General features: G+C 59.0%; 22 protein-coding genes. 10 read left to right on the top strand and 12 right to left on the bottom strand.

Features of this window, described 5'->3' with window-relative positions; translation table 11 throughout:
- Positions 1 to 57: 57 nt before the first annotated feature.
- The 3 genes from E0E17_RS09925 to yjjG are packed head-to-tail and all read left to right on the top strand — an operon-like array spanning position 58 to position 1,585.
- On the top strand, positions 58 to 468 hold the full coding sequence (locus E0E17_RS09925) for a DNA polymerase III subunit psi (RefSeq protein ID WP_130833901.1): 411 nt from the start codon (positions 58 to 60) through the stop codon (positions 466 to 468).
- Entirely contained in the window at positions 440 to 880 is a 441-nt protein-coding gene (rimI, locus tag E0E17_RS09930; RefSeq protein WP_130833903.1) for a ribosomal protein S18-alanine N-acetyltransferase, read from the top strand. The genes E0E17_RS09925 and rimI overlap by 29 nt, the downstream gene beginning before the upstream one ends.
- 21 nt (positions 881 to 901) lie before the next feature.
- Positions 902 to 1,585 carry a pyrimidine 5'-nucleotidase gene (gene yjjG / locus E0E17_RS09935; RefSeq protein ID WP_130833905.1) on the top strand — a complete coding sequence of 228 codons (684 nt, stop codon included), beginning with the start codon at positions 902 to 904 and terminating at the stop codon, positions 1,583 to 1,585.
- A gap of 41 nt (positions 1,586 to 1,626) precedes the next feature.
- On the opposite strand, the gene E0E17_RS09940 is transcribed toward yjjG, so the two are convergent.
- Complete coding sequence (locus tag E0E17_RS09940) at positions 1,627 to 2,280, bottom strand: YtjB family periplasmic protein (RefSeq protein WP_130835510.1); 654 nt, start codon at positions 2,278 to 2,280, stop codon at positions 1,627 to 1,629.
- Positions 2,281 to 2,387: 107 nt separating this feature from the next.
- On the opposite strand from E0E17_RS09940, the gene serB reads away from it, so the two are divergent.
- The 3 genes from serB (at position 2,388) to nadR (ending at position 6,058) form a co-directional block, all read left to right on the top strand.
- The gene (gene serB / locus E0E17_RS09945) at positions 2,388 to 3,365 is read left to right on the top strand and encodes a phosphoserine phosphatase (RefSeq protein WP_130833907.1); all 978 of its coding nucleotides are present in this window, start codon (positions 2,388 to 2,390) and stop codon (positions 3,363 to 3,365) included.
- Positions 3,366 to 3,378: 13 nt separating this feature from the next.
- Positions 3,379 to 4,761 (top strand): DNA repair protein RadA, encoded by a 1,383-nt coding sequence (gene radA, locus E0E17_RS09950; RefSeq protein WP_130833909.1) that lies wholly within the window; start codon positions 3,379 to 3,381, stop codon positions 4,759 to 4,761.
- Positions 4,762 to 4,831: 70 nt separating this feature from the next.
- Positions 4,832 to 6,058, top strand: a complete 1,227-nt coding sequence (gene nadR, locus E0E17_RS09955) for a multifunctional transcriptional regulator/nicotinamide-nucleotide adenylyltransferase/ribosylnicotinamide kinase NadR (protein ID WP_130833911.1) — start codon at positions 4,832 to 4,834, stop codon at positions 6,056 to 6,058.
- A gap of 47 nt (positions 6,059 to 6,105) precedes the next feature.
- Here the strand turns inward: nadR and E0E17_RS09960 are convergent, their stop codons facing one another.
- Positions 6,106 to 7,107, bottom strand: coding sequence for a zinc-binding alcohol dehydrogenase family protein (locus E0E17_RS09960; protein WP_130833913.1), 1,002 nt, complete (start codon positions 7,105 to 7,107; stop codon positions 6,106 to 6,108).
- Between the two features lie 95 nt (positions 7,108 to 7,202).
- On the opposite strand from E0E17_RS09960, the gene E0E17_RS09965 reads away from it, so the two are divergent.
- On the top strand, positions 7,203 to 8,099 hold the full coding sequence (locus tag E0E17_RS09965) for a LysR family transcriptional regulator (protein ID WP_130833915.1): 897 nt from the start codon (positions 7,203 to 7,205) through the stop codon (positions 8,097 to 8,099).
- 93 nt (positions 8,100 to 8,192) lie between these two features.
- Here E0E17_RS09965 and ettA read toward each other — a convergent pair whose 3' ends face one another.
- The 3 genes from ettA to deoC all read right to left on the bottom strand — a co-directional run bounded on the left by ettA (position 8,193) and on the right by deoC (position 11,446).
- On the bottom strand, positions 8,193 to 9,860 hold the full coding sequence (ettA, locus tag E0E17_RS09970) for an energy-dependent translational throttle protein EttA (RefSeq protein WP_130833917.1): 1,668 nt from the start codon (positions 9,858 to 9,860) through the stop codon (positions 8,193 to 8,195).
- A gap of 124 nt (positions 9,861 to 9,984) precedes the next feature.
- Positions 9,985 to 10,749: a DNA-binding transcriptional repressor DeoR gene (gene deoR, locus E0E17_RS09975; protein WP_130833922.1), complete on the bottom strand. Its 765-nt coding sequence runs from the start codon at positions 10,747 to 10,749 to the stop codon at positions 9,985 to 9,987.
- Positions 10,750 to 10,765: 16 nt separating this feature from the next.
- Positions 10,766 to 11,446, bottom strand: a complete 681-nt coding sequence (deoC, locus tag E0E17_RS09980) for a deoxyribose-phosphate aldolase (protein ID WP_130833923.1) — start codon at positions 11,444 to 11,446, stop codon at positions 10,766 to 10,768.
- Positions 11,447 to 11,624: 178 nt separating this feature from the next.
- Here deoC and rbsK point away from each other — a divergent pair, with 178 nt between their 5' ends.
- From rbsK to E0E17_RS09995, 3 genes are read left to right on the top strand one after another with little or no spacing between them, the layout of a single operon-like run.
- Positions 11,625 to 12,542 (top strand): ribokinase, encoded by a 918-nt coding sequence (rbsK, locus tag E0E17_RS09985; protein ID WP_130833924.1) that lies wholly within the window; start codon positions 11,625 to 11,627, stop codon positions 12,540 to 12,542.
- A gap of 9 nt (positions 12,543 to 12,551) precedes the next feature.
- Positions 12,552 to 13,877, top strand: a complete 1,326-nt coding sequence (gene fucP, locus E0E17_RS09990; protein ID WP_130833925.1) for an L-fucose:H+ symporter permease — start codon at positions 12,552 to 12,554, stop codon at positions 13,875 to 13,877.
- Complete coding sequence (locus E0E17_RS09995) at positions 13,874 to 14,887, top strand: aldose 1-epimerase family protein (protein ID WP_130833926.1); 1,014 nt, start codon at positions 13,874 to 13,876, stop codon at positions 14,885 to 14,887. The genes fucP and E0E17_RS09995 overlap by 4 nt, the downstream gene beginning before the upstream one ends.
- Before the next feature lie 28 nt (positions 14,888 to 14,915).
- Here the strand turns inward: E0E17_RS09995 and urtE are convergent, their stop codons facing one another.
- From urtE to uca, 7 genes are all read right to left on the bottom strand, one after another.
- Positions 14,916 to 15,614: an urea ABC transporter ATP-binding subunit UrtE gene (gene urtE, locus E0E17_RS10000; protein ID WP_130833927.1), complete on the bottom strand. Its 699-nt coding sequence runs from the start codon at positions 15,612 to 15,614 to the stop codon at positions 14,916 to 14,918.
- On the bottom strand, positions 15,615 to 16,406 hold the full coding sequence (gene urtD / locus E0E17_RS10005) for an urea ABC transporter ATP-binding protein UrtD (RefSeq protein ID WP_130833928.1): 792 nt from the start codon (positions 16,404 to 16,406) through the stop codon (positions 15,615 to 15,617).
- On the bottom strand, positions 16,399 to 17,475 hold the full coding sequence (gene urtC, locus E0E17_RS10010; protein WP_130833929.1) for an urea ABC transporter permease subunit UrtC: 1,077 nt from the start codon (positions 17,473 to 17,475) through the stop codon (positions 16,399 to 16,401). Before urtC ends, urtD begins: the two co-directional genes overlap by 8 nt.
- Positions 17,475 to 19,049, bottom strand: a complete 1,575-nt coding sequence (gene urtB / locus E0E17_RS10015; protein WP_130833930.1) for an urea ABC transporter permease subunit UrtB — start codon at positions 19,047 to 19,049, stop codon at positions 17,475 to 17,477. Before urtB ends, urtC begins: the two co-directional genes overlap by 1 nt.
- Before the next feature lie 110 nt (positions 19,050 to 19,159).
- The gene (gene urtA / locus E0E17_RS10020) at positions 19,160 to 20,428 is read right to left on the bottom strand and encodes an urea ABC transporter substrate-binding protein (RefSeq protein WP_130833931.1); all 1,269 of its coding nucleotides are present in this window, start codon (positions 20,426 to 20,428) and stop codon (positions 19,160 to 19,162) included.
- 26 nt (positions 20,429 to 20,454) lie between these two features.
- Positions 20,455 to 21,156, bottom strand: a complete 702-nt coding sequence (locus E0E17_RS10025) for a GntR family transcriptional regulator (protein WP_130833932.1) — start codon at positions 21,154 to 21,156, stop codon at positions 20,455 to 20,457.
- A 9-nt stretch (positions 21,157 to 21,165) separates the two neighbouring features.
- A complete protein-coding gene (uca, locus tag E0E17_RS10030) occupies positions 21,166 to 24,786 on the bottom strand; it encodes an urea carboxylase (protein WP_130833933.1) in 3,621 nt (1,206 codons plus the stop codon).

A 24,786-nucleotide genomic window follows, 5' to 3' on the forward strand; every position in this document is an offset into this window, starting at 1 on the left:
TGTTCGATGGGTTTGCTAGCATAGCGTCGCAATCATGCAGTACATCGGGTAAAAAGTATGGGTAACAGACGCGACTGGTTGTTACAGCAAATGGGGATAACGCAGTATCAACTGCGGCGTCCGCGTGTGCTGCAGGGCGAGATCGCCATCAGCCTGCCCCCCGATACCCGCCTGCTGATTGTGGCCGAGACGCCCCCCACGTTGCAGGAAGCGCTGATTCTCGATGTGCTGCGTACGCTGGGCCTGCAGCGTTCACAGGTGATGAGTCTGACGCCCGATCAGCTGGTGATGCTGCCGGACGCGCTCGATTGTGCGGGCTGGCTGCTGGGGGTGGAAAGCCCCCAGGCCTTTAACGGCATTGCGTTGCGCACCGCCTCCCTGAATGAATTAATCAGCAGCAGCGCGGCAAAGCGTGTGCTCTGGCAACAGATGTGTAAACATGACAGCTATCTCTTTTCTCACCCCTGATCATCTGACCGAGGCGTACGCCATTGAGCGTCGCTGCCACGCTTTTCCGTGGAGCGAGCAGACCTTTGCCAGCAATCAGGGTGAACGCTATCTGAATCTGCGGCTTGATGTCGACGGGAAAATGGTGGGCTTCGCCATTACCCAGGTGGTGCTGGATGAAGCCTCGCTGTTCAATATCGCGGTCGATCCTGCGTATCAACGGCGCGGTCTGGGACGTCAGTTGCTGCAGCATCTGATCGCGGCGCTGCAGCAGCGCGATGTGATGACGCTGTGGCTGGAAGTGCGCGCCTCGAATCAGCCCGCCATCGCGCTTTATGAGCAGCTGGAGTTTCATCAGGTTACCCGTCGCCCGAGCTACTACCCTGCCGCCAGCGGGCGCGAAGACGCCATCATCATGGCCCTGACGCTATAAGCCATTTTCATAAGGAACACTATGTTACAGAACTGGGACTGCATTCTGTTTGATGCGGATGACACACTGTTTCACTTTGATGCCTTTACCGGCCTGCAGCGCCTGTTTGCGGAATATGATGTGCAGTTTACCGATCGCGATTATGCCGACTATCAGGCGATCAACAAACCGCTGTGGGTCGATTACCAGAACGGCGCTATCACCGCGTTACAGCTGCAGACGCGCCGCTTTACCGGCTGGGCGGAAAAACTCAATGTCACGCCCGATATCCTTAACAGCGGCTTTCTCTCCGCGATGGCGGAAATCTGCACGCCGCTGGAAGGAGCGGTCAGCCTGCTGGATACCCTGAAGGGCAAGGTCAGTCTGGCGATCATTACCAACGGTTTTACGGCGCTGCAGCAGGCGCGTCTTGAACGCACCGGTTTTATGGGCTATTTCGATGCGCTGGTGATCTCCGAGCAGGTAGGATTGCCCAAGCCGGATGCGGCGATTTTTGACTATGCGCTGCAGCTGCTGGGCAATCCGCCGCGCGATCGGGTGTTGATGGTCGGCGATACGCCGGAGTCCGATATTCTTGGTGGTATGAACGCCGGGATCAAAACCTGCTGGCTCGATCATGGCACGCGCCCGTTGCCGGCGCATATCACGCCCACCTGGCGCGTCAGCTCGCTGAAGGAACTGGAAACGCTGTTAACCGGGCCCTGAAACGCGCAAAATCTCTGTTCACCCGGCGTGAAAAAACAGGATTAACGCGGCGTCTCCTCTGTTCCGGCCTCACTCTCTTCCTGCACCGGCTTGCTGGCGGTGAGCAGAAAGGGCGACTGCTGCCAGCGGGTGCGCCGATCGCGCAGCAGCGTACGGGTCAGAATGATGCCGATAGCCAGCGAAAGCAGCATCATCAGGCGCAGTACGTTGGTGGTGTTATCCACCTGACGCGATTCGGTAATCAGCACATGGGTATCGAGCGTGACGCGCAGAAAACCGAGCGGTCCCTCCTGACTGGTGAGCGGCTGCACAATCTGGTGGTTAAAGTAGCTGCCGGCCCGTTTCCCGTCCAGCGCCAGACGGTCGCGGATATCGATGCCTTCGCCGCTGTGCGCCAGCAGGCTGCCGTCATCGGCGTACACCGAGGCATCCAGAATGCGGCTGTTGCTGGTCATCTGATCGAGAATGGCCTGAATCTGGCTGCGATTGTCGTCGCCGCTGTCCAGCAGGGGCTGCAGGCTGAAAGCCACTTGTTTGGTCAGGGTATGGGCCAGCTCCTCCACCTGTTCAGAGCGTGCCATCTGATGGCCCAGACTGAACCAGGAGGCGCCCTGCATCAGGATCACCAGCAGTGTCAGCGAAATGAGCACAATCACCGTACGATGCAGGCGAAATTTCAGTTTGCTCTTAACCATCATTAACCCGTCTCACGTAAGCGCAGAAAGCCTGGAGATTATGTTGCCAGAAGCGGCGCAGACAAGGTAGCCTCTTGCGTGGTTTTGTTGTCCCTACAGGAGCTGTAATGCCAAATCGACTTACCTGGTGCGATCTGCCCGCCGATGTCTCACTCTGGCCGGGTTTACCCCTCTCCCTCAGCGGCGACGAAGTGATGCCGCTGGATTACCGTGCTGGTCGAACAGGCTGGCTGCTGTATGGACGCGGGCTCGATAAACAGCGACTCACAGATTATCAGCGTCAGCTGGGCGCGGCGATGGTTATCGTCAGCGCCTGGAATGTGGATGAATATCAGGTGATACGCCTCGCCGGTTCACTGACGCCGCGTGCCGGCAAGCTGGCGCATGAAGCCGGGCTGGATGTGGCGCCGCTTGGCAAAATTCCGCATCTGAAAACGCCGGGCCTGCTGGTGATGGATATGGACTCGACCGCCATTCAGATTGAATGCATTGATGAAATTGCCAAACTGGCGGGCAGCGGCGAGCTGGTGGCTGAAGTCACCGAACGCGCCATGCGCGGCGAGCTCGATTTCAAAGCCAGCCTGCGTCAGCGTGTGGCGACCCTGAAAGGGGCCGATGCCAATATTCTGCAGCAGGTGCGTGATGAACTGCCGCTGATGCCGGGCCTGACCACGCTGGTGCACAAGCTGCAGGCGCTCGGCTGGCAGGTGGCCATCGCCTCGGGCGGTTTCACTTACTTTGCTGAATACCTGCGCGATCGCCTGCATTTGTCGGCGATCGTCGCCAACGAACTGGAGATGCGCGATGGCGTGCTGACCGGCGAAGTGACTGGACCGATTGTCGATGCGGAATACAAAGCAGAGACGCTACGCAAGCTGGCGCAGCGTTTTGATATCGCGCCGGAACAAACCGTGGCGATCGGCGACGGCGCTAACGATCTGCTGATGATCAAAGCATCTGCGCTGGGGATCGCCTACCATGCTAAACCTAAAGTCAATGAGCAGACCGCAGTGACTATCCGCCACGCCGATCTGATGGGTGTTTTCTGCATCCTGAGCGGCAGTCTGGTTCATGAAGAGCGTTAACTGAGGTATTGATTTGGCCAAAGCGGCAAAACGCGCCTTCGTTTGTAACGAATGCGGCGCTGACTATCCACGCTGGCAGGGGCAATGCAGCGCCTGCCACGCCTGGAACACTATTACGGAGGTGCGCCTGGCCGCCTCTCCGGCGGCGGCGCGCAACGAGCGCCTGAGCGGCTATGCTGGCAGCGCAGGCCCCAGCCGGGTGCAGAAGCTGTCGGAAATCAGCCTGGAAGAGCTGCCCCGTTTTTCTACCGGCTTTAAAGAGTTTGACCGCGTACTGGGCGGCGGCGTGGTGCCGGGCAGCGCCATTCTGATTGGCGGCAATCCCGGCGCCGGGAAATCGACGCTGCTGTTGCAAACCTTGTGCAAGCTCTCTGAGAGCATGAAAACGCTCTACGTCACCGGTGAAGAGTCGTTACAGCAGGTGGCGATGCGCGCGCACCGTCTGCATCTGCCGACCGAAAATCTCAACATGCTGTCGGAAACCAGCATCGAGCAGATCTGTCTGATTGCCGAGCAGGAGCAGCCGAAGCTGATGGTGATCGACTCCATTCAGGTGATGCATATGGCGGATATCCAGTCCTCGCCCGGCAGCGTGGCGCAGGTGCGGGAAACCGCTGCTTACCTGACGCGCTTCGCGAAAACGCGTGGCGTGGCGATCGTGATGGTCGGCCACGTCACCAAAGATGGCTCGCTGGCGGGTCCGAAGGTGCTGGAGCACTGCATCGACTGCTCGGTGATGCTGGATGGCGATGCTGATTCGCGTTTTCGAACCCTGCGTAGTCATAAAAACCGCTTTGGCGCGGTTAACGAGCTGGGTGTATTCGCCATGACCGAGCAGGGGATGCGCGAGGTTAGCAACCCTTCCGCCATTTTCCTTTCGCGTGGCGATGAGGTGACGCCAGGCAGTTCAGTGATGGTGGTCTGGGAAGGCACCCGGCCGCTGCTGGTGGAGATCCAGGCGCTGGTCGATCACTCCATGCTCGGCAATCCGCGTCGCGTGGCGGTGGGGCTGGAGCAGAACAGGCTGGCGATCCTGCTGGCAGTGCTGCATCGTCACGGCGGTCTGCAGATGGCGGATCAGGATGTATTTGTGAACGTGGTGGGTGGGGTGAAAGTGACGGAAACCTCTGCCGATCTGGCGCTGCTGCTGGCGATGGTGTCCAGCCTGCGCGATCGACCGCTGCCCCAGGATCTGGTGATTTTCGGCGAAGTGGGGCTGGCAGGGGAGATCCGTCCGGTGCCCAGCGGCCAGGAGCGTATCTCTGAGGCGGCGAAACATGGCTTTAAACGCGCTATCGTCCCTGCCGCCAACGCGCCGAAAAAGCCCATCGATAACATGCAGGTCTTCAGCGTGAAGAAGCTGGCGGATGCGCTGGCGATCCTGGATGAACTGTAACGCGGCTGGCGGGCACAGGCGGCTGTGCGCCGCCTGATGATATTCCGCCATCTTATGCAGGAGGCAATATATGTCGTCTTTTGAATATCTGAAAACGGCAATCCGGCAGCAGGGCCATACGCTGCAACAGGTGGCCGACGCCAGCGGCATGACCAAAGGCTATCTCAGCCAGTTGCTGAACGCCAAAATCAAAAGTCCCAGCGCCCAAAAACTGGAGGCGCTGCACCGCTTTCTCGGACTGGAGTTTCCGCGGCGGGAAAAAACGATCGGCGTGGTATTTGGCAAGTTTTATCCGCTGCATACCGGCCATATCTATCTGATTCAGCGCGCCTGCAGTCAGGTGGATGAACTGCATATCATTATGGGGCATGACGAACCGCGTGACCGTGCGCTGTTTGAGAACAGTGCGATGTCGCAGCAGCCCACGGTGAGCGATCGTCTGCGCTGGCTGCTGCAGACCTTTAAGTATCAGAAGAATATTCGTATTCACTCTTTCAACGAAGAGGGCATCGAGCCTTATCCACACGGCTGGGATATCTGGAGCGAAGGGGTAAAACGTTTTCTGGCGCAGCAGGGCATTGAGCCGGACTGCGTTTATACCAGTGAAGAAGCGGATGCGCCAATGTATCAGCAGTATCTCGGGGCGCGTGCGGTGGTGATCGATCCTCAGCGATCTTTTATGAATATCAGCGGCGCGCAGATCCGCCAGGATCCCTTCCGCTACTGGGAGTATATTCCCACCGAGGTAAAACCTTTTTTCGTGCGCACCGTGGCGATTCTGGGCGGCGAGTCGAGCGGCAAGTCGACGCTGGTGAACAAGCTGGCAAATATTTTTAACACCACCAGCGCCTGGGAGTATGGCCGCGATTACGTCTTCTCCCATCTGGGTGGTGACGAGATTGCACTGCAATATTCAGACTACGACAAAATTGCGCTGGGGCAGGCGCAGTACATCGATTTCGCTATCAAGCACGCCAGTAAAGTCGCCTTTATTGATACTGACTTCATTACCACTCAGGCCTTTTGCCTGAAATATGAAGGGCGTGAACATCCTTTTGTGCAGGCGCTGATTGATGAATACCGTTTCGATCTGGTGATCCTGCTGGAAAACAATGTGCCCTGGGTGGCGGACGGGTTGCGCAGCCTCGGCAGCTCGGTGGATCGCCGGGAGTTTCAGTCGCTGCTGGTGACACTGCTGCGGGAAAACAACGTCGAGTTTGTGCAGGTAGAAGAGGATGATTACGACAGCCGTTTTCTGCGCTGTATCGAACTGGTAAAAGAGCGGCTAAATATTTAACCGCACGCGCTAAGCCCTCTCCCGCAGCGGGGAGAGGGAAAACACCATCAGTAAGCGATCACTACTTTGCCGCGCATATGGCCTTCCAGTACGCGCTGATGCGCCGCGGTCAGCGTCTCTACGCTTAGTCCCTGTAAGGTCTCGTTCAGAGTACTCTGCACTTTACCGGCATCCAGCAGCTGCGCCACTTCATTGAGGATCTCCCCCTGGCGCGCCATATCCGGCGTGCTAAACATGCTGCGCGTATACATAAACTCCCAGTGTAACGCGGCGCTTTTCAGCTTCAGCTGATCCATCGACAGAGGATGTTCATTTTCCACGATGGTACAGATATCGCCCTGCGGCGCAATCAGCTGGCCGATCGCTTCCCAGTGTCCGTCGGTATCATTCAGGCAGAAAATGTAATCCACCTGTTTGATGCCCTGTTTTTCCAGCTCGCCTGCCATATCGTGATAGCTGATGACGCGATGGGCACCGCGATCGCGGCACCATTGCGCAGAGTCTGCGCGCGAGGCGGTGGCGATGATCTCGACCTTGCTGTTCAGGCGGGCAAAGGGGATAGCCAGCGAGCCAACGCCGCCTGCACCGCCGATAATCAGCAGGCGTGCTCCTTCGCGCGCGTCCTGAATATGCAGACGCTCAAACAGGCCCTCCCAGGCGGTCAGGGCAGTCAGCGGGATCGCGGCGGCGGCAGCCCAGTCGAGGCTTTTCGGCTTATGGCCGACAATACGTGCATCCACCAGCTGCTGCGTGCTGTTGCTGCCGGGGCGGGTAAGATCGCCCGCGTAATAGACTTCATCGCCCGGCTTAAAGCCGCTGACTTTGCTGCCCACTTCCAGCACCACAGCGCTGGCGTCCCAGCCCAGGATACGCGGCTGCTGCAGCCCGTTCTTCACGGCGCCTTTGTGTACTTTGGTATCGACCGGATTGACCGATGCCGCCTTTACTTCCACCAGCAGGTCATACTCAGCGGGCGTGAGCGTCTCCTGCTGGATTTCAATAAACTCTTCTGGTCTGGCCGGGTTAACAGCGATAGCGCGAATTGTCATCAGGGTTCTCCTTAGTGAATGCACTCAGTGTAGTCTGCACGCTTAACAATGATAAGATGGACAATAATTCACAGAGTGTTCGTCTGAGGTGAACAATGGATTACCGGCAGTGGCAGGATATGGCGCTGTTTGCGCTGGTCGCCGAGTGCGGCAGCTTTACCGCCGCGGCAACACGCGTCGGGCTGCCGAAGTCGAGCGTCAGTCAGCGCATCAGTCAGCTGGAGCAGAGCCTGGGTATCCGGCTGCTGAATCGCACCACACGCCAGCTTAATCTGACCTTTGCCGGCGAGCGCTATCTGCTGCATTGTCAGGAGATGATGCAGGCGAGTGAACGGGCCGATCAGGCGATCGCCAGCCTGCGGGAAAACCCCAGTGGACGGCTGCGCATTACCAGCCCGGCAGGGATTGGCGCTACGCTGCTGGCGCGCTGCAATGCAGAGTTCCTGCGTCTCTATCCGGAGGTTACGCTGGATATCTCGGTCTCGGACGATATCCGTGATCTGGTACAGGAGGGGTTTGACGTGGCGTTACGCACCGGCAAGCCGCAGGAGTCTTCGCTGATTGGCCGTCGTGTTGGCTATTGTGAACGTCTGCTGGTGGCGTCCGATCGCTACCTGCAACAGCATCCGCCCATTACTCATCCGCAGCAGCTGGCACAGCATCGCTGCATTGCCCATCGTGCCTGGACGGAATGGATCCTGAAACGCCAGGAGGAGTACTATCGCTGGCTGCTGCCGCCTGCCCATTTCACGGACAATCTGATCTATGCCCGGGAATGTGCGCTGCGGGAAGCTGGCATTACGCTGTTGCCGCGTTTTCTGACCGATGAAATGACGCAGGAAAAGCGTCTGGTGCAGGTACTGCCGGAGTGGGAAGTGGAGGGCAATGAGCTCTGGCTGGTCTATCCGAGCCGGAAACTGAACTCACCGGCGCTGGCCTGCTTTATCGAATTTGCCTTGCAGTGCACGGCGTTTAAGGATTTTTATCGCTGAGATAAAGCTGCAGGTTTTCTCCAGAGCGCTGTCTCATCCGGGATATGAAAAAGGCGGCTCTACGCCGCCTTTCATTGACTTCTGTTCCGACTTTTACTTCGTCATACGTTTGTACTTCATACGCTTCGGCTCGAGCGCATCGGCGCCCAGGGTGCGTTTTTTGTACTCTTCGTATTCGGTGAAGTTACCTTCAAAGAACTCGATTTTGCCCTCATCCTGATAATCAAGAATATGGGTGGCAATACGGTCAAGGAACCAGCGGTCATGCGAGATCACCATAGCGCAGCCCGGGAATTCCAGCAGGGCGTTTTCCAGCGCACGCAGGGTTTCTACGTCGAGGTCGTTGGTCGGTTCATCGAGCAGCAGCACGTTACCGCCCACCTGCAGCAGTTTGGCCAGGTGCAGACGGCCACGCTCACCACCGGAGAGCTCGCCGACGCGTTTGCCCTGATCGGTGCCTTTGAAGTTGAAGCGGCCTACATAGGCGCGGCTCGGCATCTCGAAGTTGCCGACGCGCATAATATCCAGCCCGCCCGACACCTCTTCCCAGACGGTTTTTGAACCGTCCATGGCGTCACGGAACTGATCCACGGAAGCCAGTTTCACGGTATCACCCAGTTCGATGGTGCCGCTGTCAGGCTGTTCCTGGCCGGTCATCATGCGGAACAGGGTCGATTTACCCGCGCCGTTCGGACCGATAATCCCCACGATCGCCCCTTTCGGCACCGAGAAGGAGAGGTTATCGATCAGTACGCGATCGCCATAGGATTTGGTCAGGTTGTTCACCTCAATGACCTTGTCACCAAGACGCGGACCCGGCGGAATAAAGAGTTCGCTGGTTTCGTTACGTTTCTGATATTCAGTGCTGTTCAGCTCTTCGAAACGGGCCAGACGCGCCTTGCCTTTTGACTGACGGCCTTTGGTGCCCTGACGCACCCACTCCAGCTCTTTCTCAATCGACTTACGCCGCGCCGCTTCGGCAGAGGCTTCTTGCGCCAGGCGCTGATCTTTCTGTTCCAGCCAGGAGGAGTAGTTGCCTTCCCACGGAATGCCTTCGCCGCGGTCCAGCTCCAGAATCCAGCCCGCTACGTTATCAAGGAAGTAACGGTCGTGGGTGATGGCGACCACGGTGCCTTCAAAGTCGTGCAGGAAGCGTTCCAGCCAGGCGACCGATTCGGCATCCAGGTGGTTGGTCGGTTCATCAAGCAGCAGCATGTCCGGCTTTTCCAGCAGCAAACGGCACAGTGCGACACGACGACGCTCACCCCCGGAGAGGTTGCCAATTTTGGCGTCCCAGTCCGGCAGACGCAGCGCATCCGCAGCACGTTCCAGCTGGCTGTTCAGGTTATGACCGTCGTGCGCCTGGATAATCTCTTCCAGACGTCCCTGTTCAGCGGCAAGCTTGTCGAAGTCGGCATCGGGCTCGGCATAGAGCGCATACACTTCATCCAGACGTTTCAGTGCGCCCACCACTTCCGAGAGCGCTTCTTCAACCGATTCACGGACGCTGTGCTCCAGATTCAGCTGCGGCTCCTGCGGCAGGTAGCCTACTTTAATACCGGGCTGCGGACGCGCTTCCCCTTCGATATCTTTATCGATGCCCGCCATAATGCGCAGCAGGGTAGATTTACCGGCGCCGTTCAGGCCGAGTACGCCAATTTTCGCGCCCGGGAAAAAGCTGAGAGAGATGTTCTTCAGAATATGACGCTTCGGCGGAACCACTTTGCCGACGCGATGCATGCTATAGACGAATTGAGCCACGTTATCAGGGCCTCCAGGAGTCTTGTGTTGCTATTAACCTCAGATGGCGGAGTTTAGCCTTTTTCCCGGTGCAATCACAGCCGCCAGCGGGGTAAATTCCGCCGGAAAAGCGCTTTGTTGTGATTCAGGGCAAACGCAGGGCGATCTGCTGTTGCGCCAGCCATTGCGCCAGCGCGCTGTCGGGTGCGCTGTCGCTGACCAGCAGATGAAAGCGGGTTAACGCGCCAATACGCGCCGGCAGCACTTTGCCATATTTGCTGCTGTCCGCCACCAGCACGCGCTGGCGTGCCCGCTGCATGGCATGGTGCTTCATGGCCAGCTCATTGAGGTTATAACAGGTGGCGCCTTGTTCTTGATCGATACCGGCAGCGGAAATAAACGCCAGCGTCGGGCAAAGGTCGTCGAGGATAGAATGGGTGCCTATCGGCGTAAACAGCGCGTTATCGGCATGGAATTCGCCGCCGGTCAGGATCACGTTGCAGGCCGGCTTCTCTTTCAGCGCCAGAAAGGTGTTCATCGCACAGCAGAGGGCGGTGAAAGGCAGGGTGTCAGGAATGGCATCGACAATATAGGGGATCGTGGTGCCGCAATCGAAAAACACCGTGTCGTTTTCGCCGATCAGACTGGCGGCAGCCTGCGCCAGCCGCTGCTTCTTCGCCGCGTTCTGGCCGTGCTGATCGGAAATAAAATAGTGTCCGGCGTGGTTTTTCGGGTCGCTGACCAGATAGCCGCCGAGCAATACCACGCTGGATGCCGATTCGCTCAAATCGCGGCGAATGGTCATTTCTGATACGCCTAACAGCTGGGCGGCATCTTTCAGGTGCAATTTATCGGTGTGTTTCAGCGCCTGAGTCAGCTTGTGGATACGTTCGTCACGCCGGGTTTCCATGATTATCTCTGTCTGATTAGTATCCTGTGGCAGCCGCAGAGGTGCCGGTGACGATGGCCACGCCGGAGCTGGTGCCGATACGGGTGGCGCCTGCGTCGATCATGGCGCGTGCGGTTTGACGATCGCGTACCGCGCCGGAGGCTTTCACTGCCACCTTTTCCCCGGCACTGGCTTTCATTAATGCCACATCTTCCACCCGGGCACCGCCGCGGCTGAAGCCGGTAGAGGTTTTGACAAAAGCGACCTGCAAATCGCGGCAAATTTCACATATTTTAACGATTTGCGCCTCATCCAGCAGGCAGGTTTCCAATATTACCTTTAAAGGGATGGGCCCGCAAACCTCGCGCACGGCGGCAATATCAGCTTTTACGGCGGCCAGATTGCCGCTCTTCAGCCAACCCACGTTGATCACCATATCAATTTCCTGCGCGCCCGCCGCGATGGCCGCTTTCGCTTCAAACGCTTTTACACAGGTCAGGGTGGCCCCGAGCGGAAAGCCGATCACTGCGCAGAGCTGGACGTTGCTGCCCTGCAGACAATTTTTGGCCAGCGGCACATAACCGGCATTCACGCACACGGCGTAGAACTGGTGCTCTCTGGCTTCGTCACACAGCTGGCAGATTTGCGCTTCGGTGGCATCGGCGGCCAGCAGAGTATGATCGATATAGCGGGCGTAATCGGGTTCAGGCTGAGTCATAACGGTCTCCATTTTGATGTTGTTTTGTTAAAATAATAACATCAAGCGGCCCTTGTCAACGGCAGTTTCTGGATAAAACTTCCTGCTCAGGTTGTGTGTTTTGTCACAAAACTAACTTTTGCGAACTGATATTGTTAATTTTATAACATTTTCAGTAAACATACGCCGGGAGTGAGAAATGGAGATAGCGGTTGTTGGATCCAACATGGTGGATCTCATTACCTATACCAATAACCTGCCTAAAGCAGGAGAAACCCTTGAAGCCCCCGATTTTGCCATTGGCTGCGGCGGCAAAGGGGCGAACCAGGCGGTCGCGGCCGCGCGGCTGGGGGCGAAAGTGATGATGGTGAGTAAAGTGGGCGACGATCTGTTTGCGCCCAATACGCTGGCCAACCTGCAGCAGCAGGGCGTCGATACCCGCTATGTGACCACCGCGCCCGGCACTTCCAGCGGCGTGGCGCCGATTTTTGTCGACGATCGGTCGCAAAACCGCATTCTGATTGTGAAAGGGGCCAATCAGCAGCTGAAACCGGCCGATATCGATGCCGCCGCAGAGGATCTGAAGGCCTGCCGCCTGCTGATTCTGCAGCTGGAGATCCCGCTGGAAACCGTTTATTACACCATCGACTTTGCCCGTCAGCACAACATTCAGGTGATTCTGAACCCGGCACCTGCGGTGCCGGAACTGGATATCCACTACGCCTGCCAGTGCGATTTCTTTATGCCCAACGAAACCGAACTGGAAATTCTTACCGGTATGCCGGTGGAGAGTGATGAGCAGGTCAGGCTGGCCGGAAAATCGCTGCTGCAGCGCGGGCTGAAAAATCTGGTGATTACGCTGGGCAGCCGCGGTTCGCTGTGGATGCAGGGCGACGAGGTGCATTTCGTGGCGCCGACACCGGTAAACGCCATCGATACCAGCGGCGCGGGAGATGCCTATATCGGCTGCTTTGCGCGCATGTTACTGAAAACCGGCGATATCAAACAGGCAATGCAGTATGCCTCCGCCTACGCCGCCTGCAGTGTCACCGGTCGCGGCACACAATGCTCCTACCCGGACGCGGACAGCTTCCAGCGTTTTCTCAATGTTAACTGAGGTTCAGCTATGCAAAAGAACATTGTTCAGCAGCCGGATGGCTATCTCAATAAGACACCGATTTTTCAGTTCATTTTGCTCTCTTGTCTGTTTCCGCTCTGGGGCTGCGCCGCCAGCCTCAACGATATTCTGATCACTCAGTTCAAAAGCGTGTTTGCCCTGAGTGATTTTGCCAGTGCGCTGGTGCAGAGCGCGTTTTACGGCGGCTACTTTCTGATTGCCATTCCGGCGTCGCTGGTGATCCGCAAAACCAGTTACAAGCTGGCGATCCTGATGGGGCTGGCGCTCTATATCCTCGGGTGTGTGCTGTTCTATCCGGCGTCGCATATGGCGACCTATACCATGTTCCTGGCGGCGATTTTTGCTATCGCTATCGGCCTGAGCTTTCTGGAAACAGCCGCCAACACCTACAGCTCCATGATCGGCCATCGCGATCATGCGACCCTGCGTCTGAATATCAGCCAGACCTTCTATCCGGTGGGCGCGCTGATGGGCATTGTGCTGGGGAAATATCTGGTGTTCCAGGAGGGCGATAGCCTGGAGAGCCAGATGGCGAACATGAGCGCAGAGCAAATACATGCGTTCCGCCTGAACATGCTGGAGCACACCCTGGAACCTTATAAGTATCTGGTACTGGTGCTGGTTGTCGTCATGCTGCTGTTTATGTTTACCCGCTACCCACGCTGCAAGCCGGAGAGCCATAAAAAATCGCTGCCTTCACTGGGTGAAACCCTGCGCTATCTGGCGAAAAACCGTCACTTCAGACGCGGCATTATGGCGCAGTTCCTCTATGTAGGGATGCAGGTGGCGGTGTGGTCATTCACCATTCGTCTGGCGCTGACGCTGGGGGCGACCAATGAACGTCACGCTTCGAACTTTATGATCTACAGCTTTATCTGCTTCTTTATCGGTAAGTTTGTCGCCAACTTTCTGATGACGCGCTTCCGGGCAGAAAAAGTGCTGATTGCCTATTCTGTCGTTGGGGTGGCGACGCTCGCCTGGGTGATGCTGGCGCAGAACTTTACGGCTGTGTATGCCGCGGTGTTTGTCAGCGTGCTGTTTGGCCCGTGCTGGGCAACCATCTACGCCGGTACACTGGCGACGGTAGAGAACAAATATACCGAAGTGGCGGGCGCCTTTATTGTGATGGCGATTGTCGGCGCGGCCTTTATTCCGGCGCTGCAGGGACTGGTTTCCGATTACCTCGGCTCCATGCAGCTGGCGTTCGGCGTTTCACTGCTCTGCTTTGCCTGGGTCGGCTTCTACTTCTGGGGCGAATTACGCTATAAAAATCAGGCCAAAGCGGCCGGTGTGCTGGTGGAGGAGCTGTCATGAAAACCCGTTTACCCTTAAGCCGCGAGCAGTTTCATACCACGCCCACGCTGCTGCTGGAAAATGATGCCTTCAGCGTGGAACTGTTCCGTTATCCTGCCGGTATTGAAGCGGTCAGGTTACGCAACCGGCGCGGCAGCGTGGTGATACTGCCGTTTTACGGTCAGATGATCTGGGATGCGGAATTTGACGGCCAGCAGATGACAATGGGCAACCGCTTCAGGCAGCCGCTGCCCGGCAGCAATATTATCGATACTTACGGCTGTTTCGCCTTTCACTCCGGCCTGCTGGCTAACGGCTGTCCCTCTGCGGAGGACAACCATCCGCTGCATGGCGAGATGGCCTGTGCCCGCATGGACAGCGCATGGATTATGCTGGAAGAGGACTGCGTGGCGCTGGAGGGTGAGAGCGAGTACATCAAAGGGTTTGGGCATCACTATCTGGCGGCACCTGCGGTACGCCTGCAGGCCGACGCCGCGCGTATGCATATCGATATGCAGGTAACCAACCTCGCCGGCGCGCCAATGCCGCTGCAGTATATGTGTCATCTCAACTACGCCTGGGTGGAGGGCGGACGTTTTCGCCAGTCGATCCCGGATGATGCCTTCCGGCTGCGCACCAGCATTCCCGCGCATGTGCAGCCCACGCCGCGCTGGCGCGCCTTTACCGAACAGCTGGCAAACGATCCGCAGGCGTTGCGCCAGCTGGATCAGCCGGAAATGTACGATCCGGAAATCGTCTTTTTCGCCGATCATCTGCCGCAGTATGGTGATGAGTTACAGTTTGAACTGCATGCACCGACGGGGCACGCCTTTATGACGCGCTTCTCCAGCGCGCAGTTCCCCCATGCGACGCGCTGGATCCTCTACAATCAGGATCAACAGGTAGCCGCCTTTGTCCTGCCCGCCACCTGTCGTCCCGAGGGCTTTAACGCGGCGCAGCAGGCGGGCACGCTGATTATGCTGGCGTCAGGCGAGCAGCGCAGTTTTAGCGTGGAAACCGGTCTGCTGTAACGCAGAGCAAGGCAGCCTGCGGGCTGCCTTAAATTGCCACCTGCGCACGCACGCCATCCGCTTCCATAGTCGCGCCGCGTCCACGCTGTACAATCTCGCCGCGTGACATCACCAGATAGCTGTCAGCCAGTTCCGCCGCAAAATCATAAAACTGCTCTACCAGCAGGATCGCCATATCGCCACGCCCGGCCAGCTGGCGGATCACCGCGCCGATCTCTTTGATCACTGAGGGCTGGATCCCTTCAGTAGGCTCATCGAGGATCAGCAGCTGCGGTCGACAGGCGAGGGCGCGACCGATGGCAAGCTGCTGCTGCTGGCCGCCCGACAGATCGCCGCCGCGTCGCGTGCGCATATCGTGCAGCACCGGAAACAGCTGATAAATCTCTTCCGGCACCTGCTTCGCCTGCGCGCCGGAAAAGCGCGCCAGCCCCAGCAGCAGATTCTCTTCCACTGTCAGACGGGGAAAAATTTCGCGCCCCTGCGGCACATAAGCGATGCCCGCCTGCACGCGCTGATGGGGTTTGTGCTGGTTAATCAGTTTGCCCTGCCAGCGGATCTCGCCCGATTTCGCCGGAATCAGCCCCATCAGGCACTTCAGCAGCGTGGTCTTGCCGACGCCGTTGCGTCCGAGCAGACAGGTGATTTCGCCCGGTTGTGCCTCAAACGACAGGCCGCGCAAAATGTGGCTGCCGCTGTAATATTGATTCAGTTCCGATACCTGTAACATTCAGCGCCCCAGATAGACTTCAATCACCTGCTCGTTGGCCTGCACCTCACGCAACGAGCCCTCCGCCAGCACCTGTCCCTGATGCAGCACCGTGACATGATCAGCGATGGTTTCCACAAAGCCCATGTCATGTTCCACCACCATCAGCGAATGCTTACCGGCCAGACTGCGGAACAGCTCAGCGGTGTAAGCGGTTTCGGCATCGGTCATCCCGGCGGCGGGTTCATCGAGCAGCAGCAGATGCGGCTCCTGTACCAGCAACATGCCAATCTCGAGAAATTGCTTTTGGCCGTGGGAAAGCAGCCCCGCTTTGCGCTGGCGTTCGCCGCCGAGACGCAACAGCTTCAGCACCTCGTCGATGCGATCCTGCTGCTCGCTGTTCAGCCGTGCGCGCAGGCTGGCCCAGACCGACTTATCGCTTTTCAACGCGATTTCCAGATTTTCAAACACCGTCAGCGCTTCAAACACCGTGGGTTTCTGGAATTTGCGGCCAATCCCGGCGCGGGCGATCGCCACCGGCGACAGGGTGGTGAGATCGGTATCCTGGTCATACAGCACCCGACCGTTATCGGGCCGGGTTTTTCCGGTGATCACATCCATCAGCGTGGTTTTACCCGCGCCGTTTGGGCCGATCACGCAGCGCAACTCGCCGGCGCCAATCTGCAGCGACAGATCGGTCAGCGCACGAAAGCCATCAAAGGAGACGTTAATCTTCTCCAGTAGCAGCACCGGATCGCGCTGCTCCCGGTGACGATCGGCCGGGAGCGGATGCGTAAAAGGGGAATCAGTCATGTCGTCTCCGGCGCAATAATCCGATAACGCCACGCGGCAGAAACAGCGTGACCAGAATAAACATCAGCCCGAGGAAAAAGAGCCAGTACTCCGGGAAAGCCACGGTAAACCAGCTTTTCGCGCCGTTCACAATGGCGGCACCGAGCAGCGGGCCCACCAGGGTGCCGCGTCCGCCCAGCGCCACCCAGATGGCCGCTTCAATGGAGTTGGTGGGAGACATCTCACTCGGGTTGATAATGCCCACCTGCGGCACGTAGAGCGCTCCCGCCAGGCCGCACAGCACCGCCGAAAGTGTCCAGACAAACAGCTTAAAGCCGCGCGGATCGTAACCGCAGAACATCAGGCGGTTCTCGGCATCACGTACTGCCGTCAGCACGCGGCCAAACTTGCTGCGCGCCAGCGCCAGCCCGATGCCAAGGGCGATCAGCAGCAGCAGCAGGGTGGCGACAAACAGCCCGATGCGCGTGCCGGTCGCGATGATGTTGTAGCCGAGCAGGGTGGTGAAGCCGGTAAAGCCGTTGTTGCCGCCAAAACCGGTTTCGTTACGGAAAAAGAGCAGCATTCCTGCCCAGGTAAGCGCCTGGGTCATGATGGAGAAATAGACCCCTTTGATTTTCGAGCGGAAGGCAAAAAAGCCGAACAGCAGCGCCAGCAGGCCGGGCACCAGTACGATCAGACAGAGGGTCCAGGCAAAATATTGCGTACCGCTCCAGAACCAGGGCAGTTCACTCCACGAGAGGAACGACATAAAGGCGGGCAGACCATCCCCTGCCGCCTGACGCATCAGATACATGCCCATCGCGTAGCCGCCAAGGGCGAAAAACAGCGCGTGCCCGAGGGAGAGTAAACCGGCATAGCCCCACACCAGATCAAGCGCCACCGCGACCACGGCGTAACAGAGAATTTTCCCGGTCAGCGTCAGCGTCCAGGTGGAAATCGCCAGCGGATGATCGGCCGGTAACAGCGCCAGAAAGGGCATCAGCAGCAGAGCCAGCAGCAGTAGCGCCCCGAGGCTGCGGGTCAGGCGTGGCGCTTTACGCGCCACCGTTAAGGTCATTGGCTGTGACATCAGTCGATTACCCTCCCTTTAAAGGCGAACAGGCCCTGCGGACGTTTCTGGATAAACAGGATGATCAGCATCAGGATCAGGATCTTGCCCAGCACCGCCCCCATCTGCGGCTCCAGCACCTTGTTCAGAATACCGAGGCCAAAGGCGGCGACCACGCTGCCCGCCAGCTGGCCTACGCCGCCCAGCACCACCACCAGGAATGAATCGATAATGTATCCCTGGCCCAGCTCCGGCCCGACATTCCCCAGCTGCGACAGGGCAACGCCGCCCAGTCCGGCAATGCCGGAGCCGAGACCGAAAGCCAGCATATCAACGCGGCCGGTGGGCACGCCGCAGCAGTCGGCCATGGCGCGATTTTGCGTTACGGCGCGCACGTTCAGACCGAGACGCGTTTTGTTCAGCAGCAGCCAGGTGAGGATCAACACGGCGATAACGAACAGCAGCACGGCGATGCGGTTATAAGGCAGCACCAGATTGGGCAGCAGCTGCAGACCGCCGGAGAGCCAGCCCGGATTGGCGACCTCCAGGTTCTGGGTGCCAAACAGCACGCGCACCAGCTGAATCAGGATCAGGCTGATGCCCCAGGTTGCCAGCAGGGTCTCCAGCGGACGACCATAGAGATGGCGGATAACGGTGCGCTCCAGCAGCATCCCCAGGGCAGCGGTGAGCAGAAAGGCGACCGGCAGCGCCAGCAGCGGATACCAGGCGATCCATTGCGGTGCCAGATGTTGAAACAGACTCTGTACCAGCCAGGTGGCGTAAGCGCCCAGCATCAGCATTTCGCCGTGCGCCATGTTAATCACCCCGAGCAGGCCGTAAGTGATCGCCAGGCCCAGCGCGGCGAGCAGCAGGATCGATCCCAGCGAGAGACCGGTAAAGGCCTGGCCGAGCAGATCACCCCACAGTAAACGCTGTTTAAGCTGTTGCAGGCTGTGCAGCGCGGCGGCGCGCACCGCGGCATCGGGTTCGACGCTCGCCTGCGTCAGGGGTTGCAGGCTCGCCTGCACGGCGGGTTCGCCGGTTTCACCCAGTAATTTCACCGCCTGCAGACGCACTTCGGGGCGGGCATCGCTCAGTTGCAGACTGGCGGCCGCCAGCGTCAGCGCATCGCGCACGCGGGCGTCAGGTTCGACAGCAAGCTGTTTTTCAATCAGCGGCAGCTGTTCGCTGACCCCTTCGTTCTGTAACTGACGCGCCGCGCGCAGACGGGTGTCGGGATTGTCGCTGACCAGCTGATGGGCGGCGAGCGCGGCAGAAACCAGCACGCGCAGCCGGTTATTCATAAACAGTTTTTTGCTGCTGCCAGCGGGATGCGGCGCGCTATCCAGCGCGATCAGCTTGCCAGCCACTTTGCTGAACGGCTGTTTGTTCTGGTCGATAACCACGCTTTCGTTGCGCAGCGCCTCCAGCAACGGCAGGCGACGGGCATCAGGCGCGGCGGCCCACTGCTGCAGCAGCGCCGCCTGCTGGTTGCGGCTGGCGGCAGCGAAATCGGCTCCCGCACCAGCCTGCGCCAGCAGCGGCAGCAACAGGCAGAGCGACAGCAGTGGAAAAAGGAGAGGGCGTAGTGTCATGACGGTGCCTTTAACAGGTTGTCGATCCTTTAGCCGCGTCTTCGCGCCAGCCCACTCCCGCCAGGGGAGTGGGCCAGGTTACAGATGTAAAGAGGCGGACAGGGCGCGCCTTACAGCGCGCTTTTTACCGGATGATCCGGTTTCTGGTCATTGCCCGGCAGATAAGGACTCCACGGCTGCGCGCGGACCGGCTGCTCGGTTTGCCAGACCACATTGAACTGGCCGTTTTCCTGCACTTCGCCAATCATCACCGGCTTGTGCAGATGGTGGTTGGTTTTATCCATGGTCAGGGTAAAGCCATCAGGCGCGGTGACCGTCTGACCGGCCATCGCAGCGCGCACTTTATCCACATCGGTGGTGCCCGCTTTTTCTACCGCCTGCGCCCACATATGAATGCCCACCCAGGTGGCTTCCATCGGATCGTTGGTCACTACGGTGCTGGCGTTCGGCAGGTTATGCGCTTTGGCATAGGCGCGGTATGCGGCCACGAATTTCTCATTGGTGGGATTGTCGACCGATTCAAAGTAGTTCCAGGCGGCCAGCTGGCCCACCAGCGGTTTGGTATCGATACCGCGCAGCTCCTCTTCCCCCACCGAGAATGCGATTACCGGAATATCAGTGGCTTTGATGCCCTGATTCGCCAGCTCTTTATAGAAAGGCACGTTAGAGTCGCCGTTGATGGTCGACACCACTGCTGTCTTGCCGGCGGCAGAGAACTTTTTGATGTTGGCGACAATGGTCTGATAATCGCTGTAGCCAAACGGCGTATAGACCTCTTCAATATCTTTGTCCTCAACGCCTTTTGCATGCAGGAAGGCGCGCAGGATTTTATTGGTGGTACGCGGATAGACGTAGTCCGTACCCAGCAGGAAGAAACGTTTGGCGCTGCCGCCATCTTCACTCATTAAATATTCCACTGCCGGGATCGCCTGCTGATTCGGCGCGGCACCGGTATAGAAGACGTTGGGCGACATCTCTTCCCCTTCATACTGCACCGGGTAGAACAGCAGACCATTCAGCTCTTCGAACACCGGCAGCACCGACTTGCGTGATACCGAGGTCCAGCAGCCAAACACCGCCGCCACCTTGTCCTGGCTTAACAGCTGACGGGCTTTTTCGGCAAACAGCGGCCAGTTAGAGGCGGGATCGACCACCACCGGCTCCAGCTTTTTCCCCAGCACGCCGCCTTTGGCGTTAATCTCGTCGATGGTCATCAGCGCGACATCTTTCAGCGGCGTTTCCGATATCGCCATGGTGCCAGAGAGGGAGTGCATAATGCCTATTTTTATGGTGTCAGCGGCCTGCGCGCCCCACGACCATCCCAGACTGACTACGCTGGCGGAGAGAGCAAAAGCCTTGAGCAACGAACGTCTTTTCATGATGAAAACCCCTAAAGGATGATAAATTATTCAATGGGTTGAAGCCGGGCCTGCTGTAACATGTGTAAAGTGATTTTCCTGACTTCCGCCTTGCTGATAGTGATATGCGCGGTCAGGATGCGCTGTGCCTCCTCGCTCTGTTGCTGAAAAACGGCCTGTAAAATGTCCGCGTGTTCGCGGTACGTGGCATCCACGCGATCGTCACGGGTAAAGTCGAGACGGCGGATGATGCGAATTTTTTCTGTGAGTTCCGCGTGAATACGCGCCATCTCCGCGTTGCCCGCCGCCGTCAGCAGAGCCCGATGAAAATCTTCATCGTGCAGCGAGACCGTCTTCCCCTCCTCCAGGCGCGCATCGTCCATCCAGAACTGCTTTAACGCCGCCAGCTGACTGGCGCAGCACGTGGCGGGTAGCGCGCACAAACGGCGCACGGCTTCCCGTTCCAGCACCATGCGCAGGTCATACAGCTCCTCGAAGTAGGCGAAATCGAACGGCCTGACCTGCCAGCCGCTGCGGAAGTAGACCTCGACGTAACCTTCCCGCTCGAGCCGGAACAGCGCCTGACGCACCGGCGTACGGCTGACTGCCAGGCGCGCCGCGATTTCGCTCTCGCTGAAGCGATCGCCAGGCATCAGGCGGAATTCAAAGATGTCGTTCTTCAGCGCCTGATAAACGCGTTCTGCCAGCGCTTGCGGACGCTCTTTACGGCGTTGCGAGTCGGTCTGCATCGGTTATCCTCACGCTTCCAGCCAGAGCAGGGCATCGCCGGGAGTGACCGGGCGACCCGCCTGACAGGCGATACGTTTTACCCGGCCCGCCTGTGGGGCATAAATGGCCAGCTCCATTTTCATCGCTTCCACGATGATCAGCGGCTGGCCCGCTTCAACGCTGTCGCCCGGCTGTACCAGGACTTTCCAGATACTGCCGTTCATGTCCGCCTGTACCGCCAGCGCGCCATCTTCTTCCTGAGGCTGCTCAGGAATATCAGCAACGGCCTGCGGGACGTTTTGCTCTTCCTGTGCCCACAGGGTGACCTCCTGCTCAAAGGCGGTGGCCTGACGCTGACGGAAATCAGCAATTGAAGCAGCGTTTTCCGCCAGGAAACGGCGGTGAGCGGCGAAATCGAATTCGGTTTCTTCAATGCGGATGGTGGCACGCCCTTCGCGGAAATCTTCGCGCAGCTGCGTCAGCTCCGCCTCGCTGACCGGATAGAAGCGTACCTGATCGAAAAAGCGCAGCAGCCAGGGGGCGTCCGGGGCGAACTGCTCGTTTCTGAGAAACTTGTTCCAGATCGGCAGCGTGCGACCCACCAGCTGATAGCCGCCCGGGGAGTCCATGCCGTAGATACACATATACATGCCGCCAATGCCCACCGTGCCTTCGGCGGTAAAGGTGCGCGCCGGACTGTATTTGGAGCTGAGCAGACGATGGCGCGGATCAACCGGCACCGCACAGGGCGCACCGAGATAGACGTCGCCCAGGCCGAGGATCAGATAGCTGGCGTCGAACAGCGTTTCGCGTACCGCCTCGCGGTTGGGCAGGCCGTTGATGCGCTGCAGGAAATCGACATTGTTTGGCAGCCAGGGGGCGCTGGCGCGCACCGTCTCCTGATAGCGGGCCACGGCACCCAGCGTGGCGCTGTCTTCAAACGCCATCGGCAGCCAGACGATACGCGACGGCACTTTCAAGGCGCTGACGTCGCCAAGGGTCGCTTCCAGGTCCAGCAGCAGCGCCATCAGCTGTGACTGACTGAGCAGGCGGCTGTCGTAACGTACCTGCAGCGAGCGGACGCCGGGCGACAGCTCTTCAATACCGGGCAACGCCCGTTCACTCAGGGCGTTCATCAGCAGATGGACGCGCAGGCGCAGCGCCAGATCCAGCACATTATCGCCATATTCGATCAGCACATATTTATCGCCCGCCTGACGGTAAGCCACGGCTGGCGTTGTGCTCGTTGCGTCGAGGGCTGCCAGCAGGGTCGCGGAACCCAATGTCGTTTCCGCCAGCGACGGCAGGGCAAAGTTGGGGGCGTGAGCCGGACGCAGCGTGGCGATACGCTGCGCCTGCGTGTTTTCCAGCGCCAGCGCTTCGTCAAAACTGATGGGATGAAAAAAGATGCGGTCGCCCGGTTTCACCTGGCCCACTTTCCATAGCTCCGCGCTGGCGATGGTGACCGGACAAACGAAACCGCCGAGGCTCGGGCCGTCATGCGTCAGGATCACCGGGAAGTCGCCGGTGAAGTTCACCGCGCCGATGGCGTATTCGCAATCGTGCACGTTGGAGGGATGTAAGCCCGCTTCGCCGCCGTTGGCGCGTGTCCAGGCCGGCTTCGGCCCGACCAGACGCACGCCGAGACGGTTTGAGTTGTAATGCACCTCCCAGGGGCTGGAAAAAAATTCATCAATGGCCGCCTGGGTAAAGAAGTCGGGGGCACCATGAGGTCCGTACAGCACCCCGATACGCCACTCGTTGCCGTAAACCGGCACCAGTGCCGGATCCAGCGCCCGGGGCTCGCTCACCGCAGGCGGCGTGGTGCAGGCGGCCAGCTGAGGCTGGGAGATCGGCAGCATATCCGCCACGCGCAGGGTGCGACCGGCATGACCGCCAAACTGCCCCAGCGAGAAGGTAGAGCGGCTGCCGAGATATTCCGGGACGTCGAAACCGTTGCGTACCGCCAGATAGGTGCGGCAACCCGACTGCGCGCGCCCCAGCGTCAGGGTCTGACCTGCGGTTATTGCCACCGGCTGCCAGTAGGCCACCGGCTCGCCATCGATATCTGCCGGGCAGTCGGCACCGGTCAGCGCAATCAGTGCGTCGCAGTGAAAGCGCAGCGTCGGTCCCTGCAGCGTAAACTCCAGTCCGGCAGCCGCGTCGTCATTGCCGACAATGCGGTTGGCCAGGCGGAAAGCGTAGTCATCCATCGGACCGGAAGGCGGCACGCCGATATCCCAGTAGCCGAGACGGCCAGGGTAATCCTGCACGGTGGTGAAGGTGCCGGGCTGTAAGACCTCAATCACGCTGGCGCGCGGGGTAAAGCTGTCCAGCCAGCGCGTCCAGACCGCGCCCTGTTGAAATGCTTCCGTCGCTACCACCTGACGCAGATAATCCAGATTGGTGGCGATGCCGTGCAGCTGCGTGGCGTTCAGCGCCGTTTGCAGCTTTTCCAGCGCCGCGGCGCGGCTGTCAGCATGGACAATCAGCTTGGCGACCAGCGGGTCGTAGAAGGGCGAAACCCCGGCACCGGTGTCGATACCGCTGTCGATGCGCACGCCATCCGGGAAACTCACCTGCGTCAGCACGCCAGGACTGGGCTGAAAGTTTTTCAGCGGATCTTCGGCGTAGAGACGCACCTCAATCGCCGCCCCTTGTGGGGGTTGCTGCAGACGATCCCAGTCAGGCGTTTCACCTGCCGCCACCTGCAGCATGCACTCCACCAGGTCGAGGCCGGTGACGCATTCGGTCACCGGGTGTTCGACCTGTAAGCGGGTATTCACTTCAAGAAAGTAAAAGGCGTCCTGTTCACTGTCATAGATATATTCCACGGTGCCGGCGCTACGGTAGTTGACCTGTTCGCCAAGACGGACCGCGGAAGCCAGCAGCGCGTCGCGCGTCGCCTGTGGCAGATGGGGCGCAGGCGTCTCTTCTACCACTTTCTGGTTACGGCGCTGCAGCGAGCAGTCGCGCTCGCCCAGCGCGATCACCTTGCCGTGACCGTCACCAAAAATCTGTACTTCGATATGGCGCGCCCGGTCGATGCAGCGTTCCAGAAATACCCCCGCATCGCTGAAGAACTGCTCCCCCAGACGGCGCACCCCTTCCCAGGCGTCACGCAGCGCCCGGGCATCGGCGCAACGCGTCAGGCCAATGCCGCCGCCGCCCGCGGTGCTTTTCAGCATTACCGGGTAGCCAATCTGCTCTGCCGCACTTAATGCCTCTTCCAGCGAGGCGAGCAGGGCGGTGCCGGGCGTCATCGGCACGCCCGCGCTGGCGGCCAGTTCACGGGCGCGGTGTTTCAGGCCAAACTCGCCAATCTGCTGTGCCGTGGGGCCGACAAAGACGATGCCCGCCTCTTCACAGGCCTGTGCAAAGGGCAGACTTTCCGACAGAAAACCGTAACCGGGCCAGATCGCCTGGGCCGCGCTTTCCCGGGCGGCAGCGAGGATCTTATCGATACGCAAATAGCTGTCGCTGGCTTTTTCACCTCCCAGCGCGATAGCGATATCCGCTTCTTTGACGTGACGGGCATTTTTATCCGCAGCGGAATAGACCGCCACGCTTCGGATACCCAGGCGCTTCAGGGTACGAATGGCACGGCAGGCGATCTCACCACGGTTAGCAATCAGGACGGTATGAAACAT

It is taken from the genome of [Erwinia] mediterraneensis, assembly GCF_900604315.1.
Lineage (GTDB): Bacteria > Pseudomonadota > Gammaproteobacteria > Enterobacterales > Enterobacteriaceae > Pantoea > Pantoea mediterraneensis_A.